Below are 16,400 nucleotides of genomic sequence, written 5' to 3'. Positions count from 1 at the left end.
CCGGCCACGCGCCGCCGCGGGCGTACGGCACACTTCCGATCATGCTCACGCGCATACGTTCCCCACGGCCCACGCGGCCCCGGCCCGCGCGCCGCGCGGCCGGTGCGGGACTGGCCGTCGCCGTACTCGCCCTGGCCGGAGCGCTCGCCGGGTGCGGCGGCGGCGCGGGCCCCTCGCGGGACCAGCCGAAGCTGCCCTTCGGCTGGTCGCCGAGCGGACCCTCCCGGACACCCCCGACCCGGGCGGAGACGACGGGCGCCGCGGCCACTCGGGGTACCGGATCGCCCTCGGCCGGCTCGACGTTCGCCCTCACGGCGCCGCCGGCGCGCGCGGGCGCGACCGCGGTGACGCCCGGCGTGAGCGGGAACGCGCGCACGTGCCCGACCCCCGGACACCCGTATCGCGTGTGCGGCCACTACACGCTGGTCCGGCCGACGATCGACCCGTCCGCGCCGTGCGTCGACAGCGACCAGGGGGTCCACGGCGGCACGACGTATGTGTGCGTCTACGGCTCCTGGGTGGAGCTGCCGAAGGTCCCGACACCGGCCACGCCGACGTAGCGCGGCCGGTGCCCGCTACCGCCCGTGCGGTACGAAGATCCGCTCGTCGTCGGCCGCGGCCCGCGGCGCCGGAATCCGGCGGCGCGCCACCCACCGCGGCGTACGCGGCAGGACCACGGCCAGCAGACAGCACACCGCCATGCCGAGCAGCCCGGTGACGACGCCGAGCTTCGTGGCCAGGGAGACCTGCGGCAGGACGAACACGGCGATGTCGAGGCCGAAGGACGCGGCGCTCACCACCGTCAGCGCCGCCGCGACACGGTTCAGCCGGGCGTCCAGCGCCTCCGCGCGCTGCGAGGACGCGGCCAGCAGGGAGTTGCTGACGTAACCGAGGAGCTTGTCGGCGCGCTCCTGGGTGTCGTCGAGCCCGATCACCTGCCGCGCGGAGAGATAACTGGCCCGGTGCGCCTGCGTCGACTCGATCCGGTAGCCGTCGAGATGATGGAAGTCGGCCCACAGACCGTCGAGGAACCGCCGGAAGGCGTGCACATCGGTGGTCTCGGGGTGGCCGTGCGCCAGGTCGGCCAGCACCCACCGCCCGGCGACGAGCGCGCCCACCAGCAGCGACTGCTGCGCCACCGCGATGTCCGTGGGCTCGGTCATGGTCAGCAGATCGTGCAGCGGCGTCGCCGGATCGCGGTCCCAGGCGTACGTGTACGGCAGCAGGATCCGGCAGTCGGGGCCCGATATCAGCGCGGGCACCCGTGCGTCGGCCGCCCACGGCGGGTCCCGCGTCACGAAGTGGCAGTTGTAGCGCGCCGATTGACGGTCGATCGGCGAACCCGCCCCGGTCAGCGCGAGATCGGGCCGCAGCGCGATCCCCTGGACTAGACCACTGGCGACGGCCGCGGCCAGCACCGCCGTCAGGATCGGCGCGTCCGCCTCCCGCAGCGCCTGGTTGACGGTCGCGTCGAGCGCGTCGAGGTCGTGCAGCGCCATCCGCCGCAGATCGGCCTCGTGCCGCAGCGCGTAGACCACCAGCACCGTGCCCGCGGTCAGGATGCGCGCGTGGCAGGCCACGATCTCCGTGCCCGGCAGGCTGATCGCCGGTCCGACCATGCCGGTCAGGTCCATCTCGATGGTGGTGTCCGGGTTGTACGCCAGCGACCGCAGGCCCCCGACCACCGGCCGTAACTCGCCGTGGCCCGGCACCGCGACCAGCTCCAACGAGCTGACGGGGGAGCGGTGGTGCAGCGGATACGCCCGGCTCTGGAGATGCAGCACCTCGCTCGCGCCGAAGCTCATACTGCCGCTCGCGCCGCCGTTCGCGCCGCCGCTCGTGCCGCCGCTCGCGCCGCCGTTCGCGCCGCCGCTCGTGCCGCCGCTCGCGCCGCCGCTCGCGCCGCCGCTCGTGCCGCTTCTCGCGCCGCCGCTCATGCCGCCGCGCCCGCGCGGCCGGTGCCGGAGCCGAGGGTCCAGGAGACCGCCACGTACTCCGGGATCAGGTCGGACTCGCTCACCGACACCCCGCCCAGATAACGGCGTTGCAGATCCTCGGGGCCCCGGTCCTCGATCGCCGTGCCCAGCAGCGACTCCAGCTCGTCGTGCGTGAGATGGCTCGCGTCCGCGGGCACCGACCTGCGCAGGAACCAGTCGCGCTGCTCGGCCAGGACGCGGCAGCCCGCCGCCGCCGCGGGCCAGTAGCTGACCGCGGTCACCGCCGTCGTACCGAAACCGGCGCCCAGCGTCACCACCGACCGTGCCGCGTCCCCCGGCAGATAGAAGACGACGCCCTCCGCGACGTACGCGACCGGCCGGCCGGCCGCCAACTCGCGTGCGGCGGAGGTCACTTCGGCGCGGCCCTGCGCGCTGTTCAGATCGGCCGCGAGATGCCGCACCTCGCGCTCCGGCGCGACACCGGACGCCGTCAGCTCCGCCGCCCGCCGCCGCTTGGCCGCCGCCATCTCCGGCAGATCCACCTCCAGCGCCGCGGGGAACGGCAACAGCCAGGGATACGAGGAGAAACCGGCCCCGCACACCACGAGCACCGTGTCCGGGTCGGCGCGCAGCGCCCGCGCGAGGGTGTCGGCGATGTAGCGTCCGCGCAGCGACACCACCAGGTCGTCGTGCGGGTACACCTCGTCGGCGAACTCCCGCCACAACTCCCTCACCGCGGGCCGGTCACCGTCCGGAATCCACGCGCCCGCCAGAGGATCCTCGGCGAGGTCGGGCTTGCGCGCCCGCGACTCGTTGACCAGATACGCGGTCAGTTCGACCCCACCGTGCTGCATGACCCGTCGACCCCCGAGTGTGTGACGTTGCGTCACCCACCTTGGTATCACGTCCCGTTGCCGTTGTGGATCTCCCCGTCGGCCGCACGAAGGGTCCCGCGGGTCAGGTCCGCAGTCGCGCCAACTCCGCTTCCCTGGCGTCGATGTACGGTCCGAGGTCGGTCACGGTCGCCAACCGGACCTGTCCGATGGGCACGTGGTGCCCGACGACGGTGACCGTGACGGGTTCAGCGTCAGCGTCCGCATCAGCGTCCGTACCGGCATCCGCCACCGCCTCGATCCGCGCCGCCCACCACGTCCCTTCCGTCAGGACATCGGCCGCCCGCGGCGCACCGTCCACGACGACCTCCGCCCGCGACGTACGGCCCGCCCCGGCCTCCCGCGCCGAAGGGTCCTCGTCCGCCCGCGGGTACCCGTCCCGCTCCAGCCGCAGCGCCTCGGCCAGGCTCACCGGCTCGGCGTCACGCACCGCGCTGGTCACCCAGACCGCCGCCTCGTCCTGCCCCAGCCGTCCGTGCCGCACGGTGATCCGCTGCCATACGTCGTCTCTTCTGTGGCCCTCGGCGAACCACGCCGGTTCCGGCGCGGGACGGGTCACCGCGCACACCCGGAAAGGCGGCGCCCCGCGCAGCGCGGCCATCCGCCGCGCCGCCTCGGCCAGGACCGCCGCGACCCTCGCGCCCTCGTCCTCCGTCGTATACCGCATGAGGAGATTGTCCCGGCACCCGTCAAGCGGGCACACCCCCGCGCGAGGCCCGCGCCCCGTCCCGCGTCCGACCCGCCGCACGGCACGCCCGTCGGTCACGCCGTCGGTCACGCCCGTCCACCCGCCCGTCCGACCCGGCGCGCGCCACGCCGCCGTCCCCGGGTGACCTGTCGCAGTGAAGGTTGAGCGATTCTCACCGAAGGTTGAGCGGCTTCCTGCCGGTGGCGTGGACCTATCTCTGGACGGCTGTCGTGGTGGGCACCCCCATCCGTAGGATCGCGGCATGCCTGCCGCCGAACGTGTTACCCGGTCCTCGTTTGCCGGTCGCATCCAGCCGATCTCGTCTCCCGGATCACTCCCGGTCTTGCCCGGCCGGATCTGGTCGGATGCGGACTGGGAGCGGATCCAGCTCGGTTACCACTCCCGGGGTATGGACGAGAAGTGGGACGTGTTCAGCGAGGGCAGGGTTGTCTTCCTCCATCGGAGCTGGACCGGTCGCGGGGTCTTCGAAGCAACTTTCACGCCCGTGGACGCCGGGGGCTGGCGGATCTCCGGAGCTGTGGTGGAGCGTGATCAGGAGCGCTACCGGAGCAGGGACGACGAGTACGACTGCGTGATGCTGGAACTGGTGATCAGTGCGATTGTGCTGGATGAGCCGACGCAGGAGTTGCGGTCGCGATTGGTGGCGATGACGCGCAGTGCGTCCGGTGGCGCGGACGTGCCAGCTGGATGGGTTCAGCACAGTGCCCTGGGTCTGCGCTCGGATCCGCGGTCTCAGCCGTAGCAGAGCCCGTAGACCGGGTTGATGCGAGGGCGCCCCACCGGCAGGAGCCGATCAAGCTTCGGTGGGAAACACTCAACCTTCACTGCGACAGGTCACCGGGCGGGCCGGGCATGACCCAGCGGCGGTCATGTACTAGAGTTATCTCGACATCGAGATATCTGCTGAGGCGTACGACGACCGCACCGCACGAGGTAAGGGTTACCTAACCAGAGCCCACCTTAGCGGACCGGCCGGCGGGCATGTCACCGACATGCGGCCGGGCCGGGGGACCGCGGTGGTACGCGCGCAATGACGCAAGACGACGCATGAAGGAGACTGTCGTGTCGGCGAACAGCTTCGACGCCCGCAGCACGCTGCGCGTGGGCGACGAGTCGTACGAGATCTTCCGGCTGGACAAGGTGGCGGGCGCGGCCCGGCTGCCGTACAGCCTGAAGGTGCTGCTGGAGAACCTGCTGCGTACCGAGGACGGCGCGAACATCACCGCCGACCACATCCGGGCGCTGGGCGGCTGGGACTCCCAGGCCCAGCCGAGCCAGGAGATCCAGTTCACGCCGGCCCGCGTGATCATGCAGGACTTCACGGGTGTGCCCTGCGTCGTGGACCTGGCCACCATGCGCGAGGCCGTCAAGGAGCTCGGCGGCGACGCCGCCCGGATCAACCCCCTCGCCCCGGCCGAGCTGGTCATCGACCACTCGGTGATCGCCGACCGCTTCGGCACCGCCGACTCCTTCGCGCAGAACGTGGAGCTGGAGTACGGCCGCAACAAGGAGCGCTACCAGTTCCTGCGCTGGGGCCAGACCGCGTTCGACGAGTTCAAGGTCGTCCCGCCCGGCACCGGCATCGTTCACCAGGTGAACATCGAGCACCTGGCCCGTACCGTCATGGTCCGCGGCGGCCAGGCGTACCCGGACACCCTGGTCGGCACCGACTCGCACACCACCATGGTCAACGGCCTCGGCGTGCTCGGCTGGGGCGTCGGCGGCATCGAGGCCGAGGCCGCGATGCTCGGCCAGCCGGTGTCCATGCTGATCCCGCGGGTCGTCGGCTTCAAGCTGACCGGCGAGCTGCCCACCGGCACCACCGCCACCGACCTGGTGCTGACCATCACCGAGATGCTGCGCAAGCACGGCGTGGTCGGCAAGTTCGTGGAGTTCTACGGCGAGGGCGTCGGCGCCACGTCGCTGGCCAACCGCGCCACCATCGGCAACATGTCGCCGGAGTTCGGCTCCACCGCGGCGATCTTCCCGATCGACGAGGAGACGCTGAAGTACCTGCGGCTGACCGGCCGGGACGCGCAGCAGGTCGCGCTGGTCGAGGCGTACGCCAAGGAGCAGGGCCTGTGGCTGGACCCGGCCGCCGAGCCGGACTTCTCCGAGAAGCTGGAGCTGGACCTCGCCACCGTCGTCCCGTCGATCGCCGGGCCCAAGCGCCCGCAGGACCGTATCGTCCTGGCGAACGCCTCCCAGCAGTTCGCCCGCGACGTGCGCAACTACGTGACCGACGACGAGGAGGCGGGCAAGGAGTCCTTCCCGGCCTCCGACTCCCCGGCCACCCACAACGGCGTGCCGACCAAGCCGACCGTGGTGACCGCCCCCGACGGCAGCACGTACGAGATCGACCACGGCGCCGTCACCGTCGCCGCGATCACCTCGTGCACCAACACCTCGAACCCGTACGTGATGGTCGCCGCCGCCCTGGTCGCCAAGAAGGCGGTCGAGCGCGGTCTGACCCGCAAGCCGTGGGTGAAGACGACGCTGGCGCCCGGCTCCAAGGTCGTCACGGACTACTTCGACAAGGCGGGCCTGACCCCGTACCTGGACAAGCTCGGCTTCAACCTGGTCGGTTACGGCTGCACCACCTGCATCGGCAACTCGGGCCCGCTGCCCGAGGAGGTCTCCAAGGCGGTCAACGAGGCGGACCTCGCGGTCGCCGCGGTGCTCTCGGGCAACCGCAACTTCGAGGGCCGGATCAACCCGGACGTCAAGATGAACTACCTGGCGTCGCCGCCGCTGGTCGTCGCGTACGCCATCGCGGGCTCGATGAAGGTGAACATCACCGAGGACGTCCTCGGCACCGACACCGACGGCAAGCCGGTCCGCCTCCAGGACATCTGGCCGACCGAGGCCGAGGTCAACGACGTGGTCGCGTCCGCGATCGGCCAGGACATGTTCAACGAGTCCTACCGCGACGTCTTCGCGGGCGACGCGCAGTGGCAGGCGCTGTCGATCCCGACCGGCGACACCTTCGAGTGGGACCCGCAGTCCACCTACGTCCGCAAGCCCCCGTACTTCGAGGGCATGACGATGGAGACCACCCCGGTCACCGACATCGAGGGCGCCCGCGTCCTGGCCAAGCTCGGCGACTCGGTCACCACCGACCACATCTCCCCGGCCGGCGCGATCAAGGCCGACACCCCGGCGGGCAAGTACCTCACCGGACACGGCGTCGACCGCCGCGACTTCAACAGCTACGGCTCGCGCCGCGGCAACCACGAGGTCATGATCCGCGGCACCTTCGCCAACATCCGGCTGCGCAACCAGATCGCGCCGGGCACCGAGGGCGGCTACACCCGCGACTTCACCCAGGCGGACGGCCCGGTCGCCTTCATCTACGACGCCTCGCGCAACTACATCGAGCAGGGCGTGCCGCTGGTCGTCCTGGCGGGCAAGGAGTACGGCTCCGGCTCGTCCCGCGACTGGGCGGCCAAGGGCACCGCGCTGCTCGGCGTCAAGGCGGTCGTCGCGGAGTCCTACGAGCGCATCCACCGCTCCAACCTGATCGGCATGGGCGTGCTGCCGCTCCAGTACCCCGAGGGCGCCTCCGCGGCCTCCCTGGGGCTCACGGGCGAGGAGACGTTCGCCATCTCCGGCGTGACCGAGCTGAACGACGGCACGACCCCGCGCACGGTGAAGGTCACCACCGACACCGGCGTGGAGTTCGACGCCGTTGTCCGGATCGACACCCCCGGAGAGGCCGACTACTACCGCAACGGCGGCATCATGCAGTACGTGTTGCGGTCGCTGATCCGCAAGTAACGATCAAGTGACGTTCCGCTACGGCGGATACGCAGAAGAAACCGCAGGCGGGCCGCGCTCCTCTCAGGGGAGTGCGGCCCGTCCGCTTATGTCCGTACATGCAGACCGGCTCGGCCCGGTTCGGTCTTCACTACTTGAACGCACTTCCGTGACAGTCGTGTTGACTAGTGAATACAAGATCCGGCGCGCTCGGGATCGGTGAGACATCCCACGTTTCGCGGAGGTCTCAACTCGGGAAAGCTTGCCGCCCAAACCATCATTCGATCTTGCCCTGCCGACTGCAAGTGGACTATACCTGTCGGCGTCCAAGGAACCCGCTCACAGCGGGGCGGGGCGGGGGGGAACGTCGGGCAGAAACACCCGGCGGCCTACGGTGACGTACCCCTCCTCGATGGATGCACGGCATCACTCAAGCTTCAACTGTTCGCGGTCGTCGGCGGATTCCGCTGCACCGCATGAGTCCTGATGAGAGCGAGGACTTGAGCATGGGATCCGAAATGAACCGCCGGGATCTGGTCAAGCGTTCCGCGGCGCTTGGCCTCGTAGCCATTCCGTCGGCCGGTCTGCTGAGCGCCTGCGCGTCCAGCGGCGGTGACAGCAGTAGCGACAAGCCCACCAAGAGCGCGACTGCGGCCTCGAAGGACAACCCCTTCGGCGTGAACGACTCCACGGCCCTCGACATCGTCATCTTCGACGGTGGTTACGGCCACGACTACGCCACCGCGCTCGGCAAGCTGTACGAGTCCAAGCACCCGGGCTCCAAGTCCAGCGTCCTGCCCACGCAGGACATCGCCGGCAAGCTCCAGCCGCGCTTCAACGCCGGCAGCCCGCCGGACGTCATCGACGACTCGGGCGCCCAGCAGATCAAGCTGGACGTCCTGCAGAAGAGCGGTCAGCTCGCGGACCTCACCCCGCTGCTCGACGCGCCCTACATCGACGACCCGAGCAAGAAGATCCGCGACGTGCTCCAGCCCGGCACGATCGAGACCGGCACGCTCGACGGCAAGATGTACTCGCTGAGCTACATCTACACCGTGTTCGGCCTGTGGTACTCCGGCAAGCTGTTCAAGGACAAGGGCTGGACCGAGCCCAAGACGTGGGCCGACTTCATCTCCCTTTCCGCGGAGATCAAGAAGGAGAAGATCGCGCCCTTCTGTCACCAGGGCAAGTACCCGTACTACATCAACGTCGCGATCATGGACCTCATCGCCAAGAACGGCGGCCTGGAGCTCCAGAAGCGCATCGACACGATGGACCCGACGGCCTGGGACGACCCGGCCGTCAAGGCGGGCATCGAGGCGGTCTACGAGATCGTGGACAAGAACTACCTGCTGCCCGGCACCAACGGTCTGACCCACATCGAGTCGCAGACCGCGTGGAACCAGTACAAGGCCGCCTTCATCCCGTGCGGCTCCTGGCTGGAGAACGAGCAGATGAAGGCCACCCCGAGCGACTTCGACATGAAGTTCATGCCGATGCCGTCGCTCACGGGCGACAAGCTGCCCTTCGAGGCGATCCGGGCGGGCGCGGGCGAGCCGTTCATCGTCCCGGAGAAGGCCAAGAACAAGGCCGGCGGCCTGGAGTTCCTGCGCATGATGCTGACGAAGGAGGGCTCCGGCAAGTTCGCCGCCGCCGCCAACTCCCTCACCGTCCTCAAGGACGGCGTCGGCTCCGACGTCCAGCTCCGTCCGGGTACCGCGTCGACCGTGACCGCGCTGAGCGCTGCCGGTGCGAACACGTTCAACTACAACTACCCGAACACCAACAGCGAGTTCGATGTCGCCCTGCAGAACCTGAGCGGTGAGCTGATGGCCAAGCGCCTCACCCCCGCCCAGTGGATCTCGAAGGCCAAGGCGCTCGCGGCCAAGGCCAAGAAGGCCTGACCCAGCGACGTCGTGCGGTGGGGGGGGGGGGGGGGCGCGTCCCCCCCCCCCCCCCCCCCCCACCGGCATAGCCCCTCGATCAGGAGCAGGATCCATGCAGCATCGCAAATACCCCTTCATTGTGGGCTTCCTCATCGTCCCGATCGTCCTGTATGTGACGTTCGTGATCTGGCCGTATCTCCAGACGATCGGCTACTCGCTCACGGACTGGAAGGGCGAGTCCCAGACCTTCAACTTCGTGGGCCTGGACAACTACACGACCCTGTTCCACGACTCCGTCTTCAGGACCGCGTTGTGGCACAACATCCTGCTGCTGATCTTCCTGCCGGTGATCACCATCCTGCTGGCGCTGTTCTTCGCCTTCATGGTGAACGTGGGCGGTCGCAGCACGGCGGGCGGTGTCCAGGGCGTCCGCGGCGCCGGGATCTACAAGGTCGTCTACTTCTTCCCGCAGGTCCTGTCGGTCGCGATCCTGATCGTGCTGTTCGGCGCGGTCTACCGCAGTGACTCGGCCGGTCTGCTCAACGGCGTCCTGGTGAAGCTGCACCTGGAGGACGCCAACAACCCCATCGAGTGGCTGAACGACCCCAACCTCGTGCTCTGGTGCCTGCTGGCGATCCAGGTCTGGGCGGGCGTCGGCTTCTACCTCGTGCTGTTCTCCGCGGCGATGCAGTCCATCCCCAAGGACATCTACGAGGCCGCGCTGCTCGACGGCGCGGGCCGCTCGCAGACCTTCTTCAAGGTCACCCTCCCGCTGCTGTGGGACAGCGTGCAGACCTCGTGGGTGTACATCTCGATCTTCGCGATGGACTTCTTCGCCCTGGTCTCCGGACTGACCCCCGGAACCGGCTACGGCGGTGGTCCCGACCACCACAGCGAGGTCATGGCGACCTACCTGATGCGCAACTTCCTGTCCTTCGGCAAGAGCGGTTACGCCTGCGCACAGGGCGTGATCATCATGCTGGTGACCTTGATCGTTTCCGCTGTCACGCTGCGGGTCTCCCGCCGTGACCGCATCGAGTTCTGAGCGGGGAAGCACCATGACCTCACCCATCACCGAGGCGCAGTCCGGCGGACTGCTGGGCCAGGTACCCGCTCAGGGCGGGCCCGGCAAGAAGCGCAAGGGCAAGGGAGCGGAGGAGGCCGGCTACGACGGAGCCGGCGGCCGGGTGCTCAACGTCTTCTCGCACGGCTTCCTTGCGGTCTGGGCGATCATGATCATCCTGCCACTGGCATGGATCATCCTCAGCTCGTTCAAGAACAACAGCGAGATCGGCTCCAGCGCGTGGTCCTGGCCCTCGCACTTCACCTTCGGCGCGTTCAGCCGCGCCTGGGACAAGGGCATCGGCGACTTCTTCCTGAACACCGTGATCGTGATGGTGTTCTCGGTGCCGCTGACCATGCTCTTCGGCTCGATGGTCGCCTACGTGCTGGCCCGGTACGAGTTCCCCGGCAACAGGTTCATCTACTTCCTGTTCGTCGGCGGCGCGATGTTCCCGTACTTCCTCGCGCTGGTCCCGCTGTTCTTCATGGTGAAGAACCTCGGCATGCTGAACACGTACCAGGGTCTGATCCTGGTGTACGTCGCCTACTCGCTGCCGTTCACGACCTTCTTCATGCACTCGTTCTTCAAGACGCTGCCAACGGCCATCCATGAGGCGGCGGTGCTCGACGGCGCCTCGCACACCCGGACGTTCTTCCAGGTGATGGTGCCGATGGCCAAGCCCGGTCTGCTGAGCGTCGGCATCTTCAACGTGCTCGGGCAGTGGAATCAGTACATCCTGCCGGTCACGCTGATGCAGCCGCAGACCAGCACCGACAAGGACCACTCCATGCTGGCCCAGGGCCTGGTGAACCTCGCGCTGTCGCAGGGGTACTCGGGTGACTACCCGGCGCTGTTCGCCGGCATGGTGATCGCGATGCTGCCGGTGCTGGTGGTGTACCTGTCCTTCCAGCGCCAGGTCCAGGCCGGACTCACCGCGGGCACCCTGAAGTAGCCCGCGGCGGCGCCCCCGAGCGCCGTTGAGCAGGCTGTACGCCGCGAGGAGCGGCTCCGCGAGGGCGCGGAGCCGCTCCTCGGCGTTGGCGACCGATTCGCATAACGGTGTGGCTCTCCCCCTTGACGGGACATCACCCCAAACACTCAACTTAGAGTTCACATGTTGTAGACGACGGGGTCTCACCGATGTGGCAGGTACGACATCGGTCCGGGTCCCCGTCCGTGCGGGCAGCCGGGACGCTCCGGCTGCCGGGCAGGAGTGGATGTCGTGGTCGAGACTCCGGGATCGCAGTCGTCGCTGCACCGGGCCAACCTGGAACGCGTCGTGCGTGCCGTACGGCTGGCCGGGTCACTCACCCAGGCGGAGATCGCGCGCAGCACCGGCCTGTCGGCCGCGACGGTCTCCAACATCGTCCGCGAACTGCGGGACAACGGCACGGTGCAGGTGACGTCGACCTCCTCGGGTGGTCGGCGGGCCCGCAGCGTGGCGCTGTCCGGTGACGCCGGCATCGTCGTAGGAGTCGATTTCGGCCATTCGCATCTCCGGGTCGCGGTCGGCAATCTGGCCCATCAGGTGCTGGCCGAGCAGTCCGAGCCGATCGACGTGGACGCCTCCGCCTCCCAGGGCTTCGACCGCGCCGAGCAACTCGTCGCGCGGCTGGTGGAGTCCACCGGGATCAACCCCGACAAGGTGCTCGGGGTGGGTCTGGGCGTGCCGGGGCCGATCGACGTGGAGTCCGGGACGCTCGGTTCGACCGCGATCCTGCCCGGCTGGAGCGGTATCAACCCCCGCCAGGAGCTGACCGACCGGCTCGGTGTGCCGGTCCAGGTGGACAACGACGCGAATCTGGGCGCACTGGGCGAGTTGGTCTGGGGCGGCGGCCGGGGCGTGAAGGACCTGGCGTACATCAAGGTCGCCAGCGGCGTCGGCGCGGGCCTGGTGATCGACGGCAGGATCTACCGCGGACCGGGGGGCACGGCGGGTGAAATCGGCCACATCACCCTCGACGAGTCGGGTCCGGTGTGCCGGTGCGGCAACCGCGGCTGCCTGGAGACCTTCACCGCCGCGCGCTATGTGCTCGAACTCCTGCGCGGCAGCCACGGAGATGGCCTAACGGTCCCGAAGATGGTGCAGCTCGCACGCGAGGGCGACCCCGGCTGCCGTCGCGTGATCGGGGACGTGGGCCGCCACATAGGCATGGGCGTGGCCAGTCTGTGCAACCTCTTGAACCCCAGCAGGGTCGTGCTGGGCGGGGACTTGGCCGAGGCGGGGGAGCTGGTGCTCGGCCCGATAAGGGAGTCCGTGTCGCGGTACGCGATCCCCAGTGCCGCCCAACGGCTGTCCGTGGTGCCCGGGTCGCTGGGTGCCCGTGCGGAGGTTTTGGGGGCACTTGCCCTGGTGCTGAGTGAGATGGGTGATTCTACACTGTTGGATGGTAATACTCCGGTTGATACACCCGCCTTTTCGGCATAACTGAGCGTTCACACAGCTAACGAAACGGGTCGTTGCCATCTCGTTAAGTGTTTACTTCTTGACGGCATGGCGTCAGCCGGAGTTGACTCACGAGCACCTCGGCCGCGGTGTTGCGGCCCTGTCAGGGAGGCAACCTCACATGAACGCAATGACGCGTCGAATCGCCGTCGGGACGGTCGCTGTTTCGATCGCGCTCACGATGGCCGCTTGTGGCAAGGCGGGCGACAAGTCGTCCGACAGCAGCAAGGACAAGACCATCGGCCTGCTGCTCCCGGAGAACGCGACCACCCGGTACGAGAAGTTCGACCGGCCCCTGATCGAGGCGAAGGTCAAGGAGCTGTGCTCCGACTGCAAGGTCGACTACGCCAACGCCGCCGGTGACCCCGCCAAGCAGGCGCAGCAGGTCAGCAGCATGATCGCCAAGGGCGTCAAGGTTCTCATCCTGGACGCGCAGGACTCGGTCGGCATCCAGTCCTCGGTCCAGGCCGCGGTCGACAAGGGCATCAAGGTCGTCGCGTACGACCGCCTCGCGCAGGGCCCGGTCTCGGCCTACGTCTCCTACGACAACGAGAAGATCGGCGAGCTCCAGGGCCAGGCGCTGCTCAACGCCATGGGCGCCGACGCCAAGCCGACCTCGAAGATCGTCATGATCGACGGCGACCCGGCCGACCCGAACGCCGCCTCCTTCAAGGCCGGCGCCCACAAGATCCTCGACGGCAAGGTGAACATCGCCTACGAGCAGTCGGGTCTGTGGAAGGACACCGTCGCCAACCAGAAGGTCACCGCGGCGATCACCCAGCTCGGCAAGGCCAACATCAAGGGCGTCTACTCGGCCAACGACGGCATGGCCGGCGGTATCGCCACCGCCCTCAAGGGCGCCGGCATCAACCCGCCGCTGACCGGCCAGGACGCCGAACTGCCCGGCATCCAGCGGATCCTCGCGGGCACCCAGGCCGCGACGATCTACAAGGCGTACCAGCCGGAGGCCGACGCCACCGCCCAGATCGCGGTCGCGCTGCTCGAGGGCAAGGACTTCAAGGACGTCGCCGACACCACCGCCAAGAGCGGCTCGGGCCAGACGGTCCCCGCCCACCTCATCGGCGCCGTCGCGGTGACCAAGGAGAACATCAAGGACACGGTCATCAAGGACAAGCTGTACACCGTGGCCCAGATCTGCACCGCCGAGTTCGCCCAGGCGTGCAAGGACGCGGGCATCCAGTAGTACCCAGGGCCTCGGCCCGCCCCCGAAAGACCTGTCCGGTGCCCCGCCCCAACCATTCCACCCCGCTGCCGGGGCGGGGCACCGGACGGAAACGCTTCCGGGGTAGAGCGTTCGGGGAAGGGGTATGAGCCCGTTCCCCGTTGACTGATGTCATCCCAGTGCTTTATTGCACGTCCCCCGCGGCTGTCCCCCCAGTACGCGGCATCCCCGCCGGTCAGGCGGCGAAGGAGATGGTTCACGTGTCCGCTACGCCCGTGCTGGCGTTGCGCGGAGTCTCCAAGCGATTCGGTGCGGTTCAGGCCCTCACCGATGTCGAGTTGGAGGTCCACGCCGGAGAGGTTGTCGCCCTGGTGGGCGACAACGGAGCCGGTAAGTCCACACTGGTCAAGACGATCGCCGGTGTGCACCCCATCGACGAAGGCGTCATCGAATGGGAGGGCAAGGCGGTCAGCATCAACCGGCCGCAGGACGCCCAGAGCCTCGGCATCGCCACCACGTACCAGGACCTCGCGCTCTGCGACAACCTCGACGTGGTCGGCAACCTCTATCTCGGACGGGAGATCCTCCGGGTCGGAGTGCTCGACGAGGTCACGATGGAAAGGCGTGCGCGCGAGCTGCTCAACACGCTGTCCATCCGGATCCCCAGCGTGCGGATCCCGATCGCCAGCCTCTCCGGCGGTCAGCGGCAGGTCGTGGCCATCGCCCGCGCCCTGATCGGCGAGCCCAAGGTCGTCATCCTCGACGAGCCCACCGCCGCCCTCGGCGTCGAGCAGACCGCCCAGGTCCTCGACCTGGTCGAGCGGCTGCGCGAGCGCGGCCTCGGCGTGATTCTGATCAGCCACAACATGGCTGACGTGACGGCGGTCGCGGACACCGTCCACGTGCTGCGCCTGGGCAGGAACAACGGGTCCTTCCCGGTCAAGGGCACCACGAACGAGCAGATCATCGCGGCCATCACCGGAGCCACGGACAACGCCGTGACCCGCCGTCAGTCGCGCAATGTGGAGGCGGCGAAGTGAGCGACAAGACCACCCTGTCGAAGGCCGACGAGGAGCCGCCGGCCGCTCCGGTCGACGAAATGGCCCCGGCCGCGGTCGAGGTCATCGACCCCCGGCTGCTGGTCCGCCAAGAGGGCTTCAAGGGCTACATCACCGAGTTCAAGCGCAAGCTCAAGGGCGGTGAACTGGGCTCGCTGCCCGTCATCGTCGGCCTGATCATCATCTGGACCGTGTTCCAGCTGAAGGACAGCCTGTTCCTCAGCTCGACCAACATGGTCAACATCAGCTACTTCCTGGCCGCCACCGGCATGATCGCGGTCGGCCTGGTCTTCGTGCTGCTGCTCGGTGAGATCGACCTGTCGGTCGCCTCCGTCAGCGGTCTGTCGGCCGCGATCTTCGCGATCTTCTCCACCACACACGGCATGAACATGTGGCTGGCGATGATCCTCACGGTCCTCACCGGCATCGGCATCGGCGCGATCCACGGCTTCTTCTTCGCCAAGATCGGCGTCCCCGCCTTCGTGGTCACCCTCGCGGGCAACCTCGGCTGGAACGGCCTGATGCTGTGGCTGCTCGGCTCCACCGGCTCGCTGTCCATCCAGGACAAGGGCCCGATGCACATCCTGGGCCAGCGCTCCTTCTTCATGGACCAGGACATCGCCGGCGCCTACATCCTGGCGACCGTCGGTGTCGTCGCGCTGCTCGCCGGTTCGCTGATCGAGCAGACCCGCCGCCGCAAGGCGGGCGTCCCGTTCCGCCCCACCAGCGAGATCGCGCTGCGCACCGTCGCCCTGGCCGTCGTGGCCTACGTGGCCGCGTACGTGCTCAACAAGTCCGCCGGTGTGCCGAACGCCCTGGTGATCTTCCTGGTCGCCCTGGTGATCTGCGACTTCGTCCTGCGCCGCACGCCCTTCGGCCGCAAGGTCTTCGCGGTCGGCGGCAGCATCGAGGCCGCCCGCCGCGCCGGTATCAACGTGGCGCTGATCCGGATCGCGGTCTTCGCGATCTCCGGCGGCTTCGCCGCCATCGGCGGTCTCTTCCTGGCCGCCCAGACCTACACCGCGACGCTCGCCGCCGGTACCGGCAACCTGCTGATGCTGGCGATCGCCGCCGCGGTCATCGGCGGCACCAGCCTCTTCGGCGGTCGCGGCAACGTCTGGTCGGCGCTGCTCGGCATGCTGGTCATCCAGTCCATCCAGACCGGACTCGACCTGCTCAACATGAACACCTCGATCCAGTACATGATCACCGGCGCCGTTCTGCTCGCCGCCGTGGTCATCGACTCGGTCTCGCGCCGTACGCAGAAGACCTCCGGCCGCGCGTAGCGGCACCGCGTACGACGGCGGCGCGCGTAACGGCTCGTAACAACGCGGGCGGACACGCGCACCGCGGCAGCACCTCGAACCGGCGGGGGGGGGGGGGGAGGGAGGGCGCCCCCTCCCTTTTTCCTTTTCCTTTCCTTGCTCCCCCCCTCCCAGAGGGGCCGCAACCCCTGGACCCAAAAAGGC

At 68.7% G+C, this 16,400-nt stretch carries 13 protein-coding genes; 10 read left to right on the top strand and 3 right to left on the bottom strand.

Annotated elements, in window-relative coordinates; all coding sequences use genetic code 11:
• Nucleotides 1-41: 41 nt before the first annotated feature.
• The gene (locus ACZ4EF_RS30290; RefSeq protein WP_467507249.1) at nt 42-560 is read left to right on the top strand and encodes a hypothetical protein; all 519 of its coding nucleotides are present in this window, start codon (nt 42-44) and stop codon (nt 558-560) included.
• 15 nt (nt 561-575) lie between these two features.
• Here ACZ4EF_RS30290 and ACZ4EF_RS30285 read toward each other — a convergent pair whose 3' ends face one another.
• From ACZ4EF_RS30285 to ACZ4EF_RS30275, 3 genes are all read right to left on the bottom strand, one after another.
• Nucleotides 576-1,937 (bottom strand): hypothetical protein, encoded by a 1,362-nt coding sequence (locus ACZ4EF_RS30285; RefSeq protein ID WP_467507247.1) that lies wholly within the window; start codon nt 1,935-1,937, stop codon nt 576-578.
• Nucleotides 1,934-2,791, bottom strand: a complete 858-nt coding sequence (locus ACZ4EF_RS30280; protein WP_467507246.1) for a class I SAM-dependent methyltransferase — start codon at nt 2,789-2,791, stop codon at nt 1,934-1,936. Before ACZ4EF_RS30280 ends, ACZ4EF_RS30285 begins: the two co-directional genes overlap by 4 nt.
• Nucleotides 2,792-2,894: 103 nt before the next feature.
• Nucleotides 2,895-3,497, bottom strand: coding sequence for a hypothetical protein (locus tag ACZ4EF_RS30275; protein WP_467507244.1), 603 nt, complete (start codon nt 3,495-3,497; stop codon nt 2,895-2,897).
• A gap of 283 nt (nt 3,498-3,780) precedes the next feature.
• Here ACZ4EF_RS30275 and ACZ4EF_RS30270 point away from each other — a divergent pair, with 283 nt between their 5' ends.
• From ACZ4EF_RS30270 to ACZ4EF_RS30230, 9 genes are all read left to right on the top strand, one after another.
• The gene (locus ACZ4EF_RS30270; RefSeq protein ID WP_467507242.1) at nt 3,781-4,281 is read left to right on the top strand and encodes a hypothetical protein; all 501 of its coding nucleotides are present in this window, start codon (nt 3,781-3,783) and stop codon (nt 4,279-4,281) included.
• 320 nt (nt 4,282-4,601) lie between these two features.
• Complete coding sequence (acnA, locus tag ACZ4EF_RS30265) at nt 4,602-7,316, top strand: aconitate hydratase AcnA (RefSeq protein ID WP_355338617.1); 2,715 nt, start codon at nt 4,602-4,604, stop codon at nt 7,314-7,316.
• A gap of 485 nt (nt 7,317-7,801) precedes the next feature.
• The gene (gene ngcE, locus ACZ4EF_RS30260) at nt 7,802-9,199 is read left to right on the top strand and encodes an N-acetylglucosamine/diacetylchitobiose ABC transporter substrate-binding protein (protein ID WP_355338620.1); all 1,398 of its coding nucleotides are present in this window, start codon (nt 7,802-7,804) and stop codon (nt 9,197-9,199) included.
• A gap of 94 nt (nt 9,200-9,293) precedes the next feature.
• Nucleotides 9,294-10,226, top strand: a complete 933-nt coding sequence (locus ACZ4EF_RS30255; RefSeq protein WP_355338623.1) for a carbohydrate ABC transporter permease — start codon at nt 9,294-9,296, stop codon at nt 10,224-10,226.
• Between the two features lie 13 nt (nt 10,227-10,239).
• Entirely contained in the window at nt 10,240-11,196 is a 957-nt protein-coding gene (locus ACZ4EF_RS30250) for a carbohydrate ABC transporter permease (RefSeq protein WP_355338626.1), read from the top strand.
• Between the two features lie 261 nt (nt 11,197-11,457).
• On the top strand, nt 11,458-12,672 hold the full coding sequence (locus ACZ4EF_RS30245; RefSeq protein WP_355338629.1) for an ROK family transcriptional regulator: 1,215 nt from the start codon (nt 11,458-11,460) through the stop codon (nt 12,670-12,672).
• A gap of 139 nt (nt 12,673-12,811) precedes the next feature.
• Nucleotides 12,812-13,894, top strand: coding sequence for a sugar ABC transporter substrate-binding protein (locus tag ACZ4EF_RS30240; RefSeq protein ID WP_355338632.1), 1,083 nt, complete (start codon nt 12,812-12,814; stop codon nt 13,892-13,894).
• 230 nt (nt 13,895-14,124) lie between these two features.
• The gene (locus tag ACZ4EF_RS30235) at nt 14,125-14,913 is read left to right on the top strand and encodes an ATP-binding cassette domain-containing protein (RefSeq protein ID WP_188282659.1); all 789 of its coding nucleotides are present in this window, start codon (nt 14,125-14,127) and stop codon (nt 14,911-14,913) included.
• A complete protein-coding gene (locus ACZ4EF_RS30230; protein ID WP_355338636.1) occupies nt 14,910-16,217 on the top strand; it encodes a sugar ABC transporter permease in 1,308 nt (435 codons plus the stop codon). The genes ACZ4EF_RS30235 and ACZ4EF_RS30230 overlap by 4 nt, the downstream gene beginning before the upstream one ends.
• The last annotated feature ends 183 nt before the right edge of the window (nt 16,218-16,400 follow it).

The organism is Streptomyces sp. NPDC025721 (genome assembly GCF_055558595.1).
This window is presented reverse-complemented; position numbering and strand designations above follow the sequence as displayed.

What these genes read in the sequence shown, in the direction of transcription:
- ACZ4EF_RS30290 (WP_467507249.1), top strand. Translation starts at nt 42, where the DNA reads ATGCTCACGCGCATACGTTCCCCACGGCCCACGCGGCCCCGGCCCGCG.
- ACZ4EF_RS30240 (WP_355338632.1), top strand. Translation starts at nt 12,812, where the DNA reads ATGAACGCAATGACGCGTCGAATCGCCGTCGGGACGGTCGCTGTTTCG.
- ACZ4EF_RS30285 (WP_467507247.1), bottom strand. Translation starts at nt 1,937, where the DNA reads ATGAGCGGCGGCGCGAGAAGCGGCACGAGCGGCGGCGCGAGCGGCGGC.
- ACZ4EF_RS30235 (WP_188282659.1), top strand. Translation starts at nt 14,125, where the DNA reads ATGGTTCACGTGTCCGCTACGCCCGTGCTGGCGTTGCGCGGAGTCTCC.
- ngcE (WP_355338620.1), top strand. Translation starts at nt 7,802, where the DNA reads ATGGGATCCGAAATGAACCGCCGGGATCTGGTCAAGCGTTCCGCGGCG.
- ACZ4EF_RS30255 (WP_355338623.1), top strand. Translation starts at nt 9,294, where the DNA reads ATGCAGCATCGCAAATACCCCTTCATTGTGGGCTTCCTCATCGTCCCG.
- ACZ4EF_RS30275 (WP_467507244.1), bottom strand. Translation starts at nt 3,497, where the DNA reads ATGCGGTATACGACGGAGGACGAGGGCGCGAGGGTCGCGGCGGTCCTG.
- ACZ4EF_RS30250 (WP_355338626.1), top strand. Translation starts at nt 10,240, where the DNA reads ATGACCTCACCCATCACCGAGGCGCAGTCCGGCGGACTGCTGGGCCAG.
- ACZ4EF_RS30280 (WP_467507246.1), bottom strand. Translation starts at nt 2,791, where the DNA reads ATGCAGCACGGTGGGGTCGAACTGACCGCGTATCTGGTCAACGAGTCG.
- ACZ4EF_RS30270 (WP_467507242.1), top strand. Translation starts at nt 3,781, where the DNA reads ATGCCTGCCGCCGAACGTGTTACCCGGTCCTCGTTTGCCGGTCGCATC.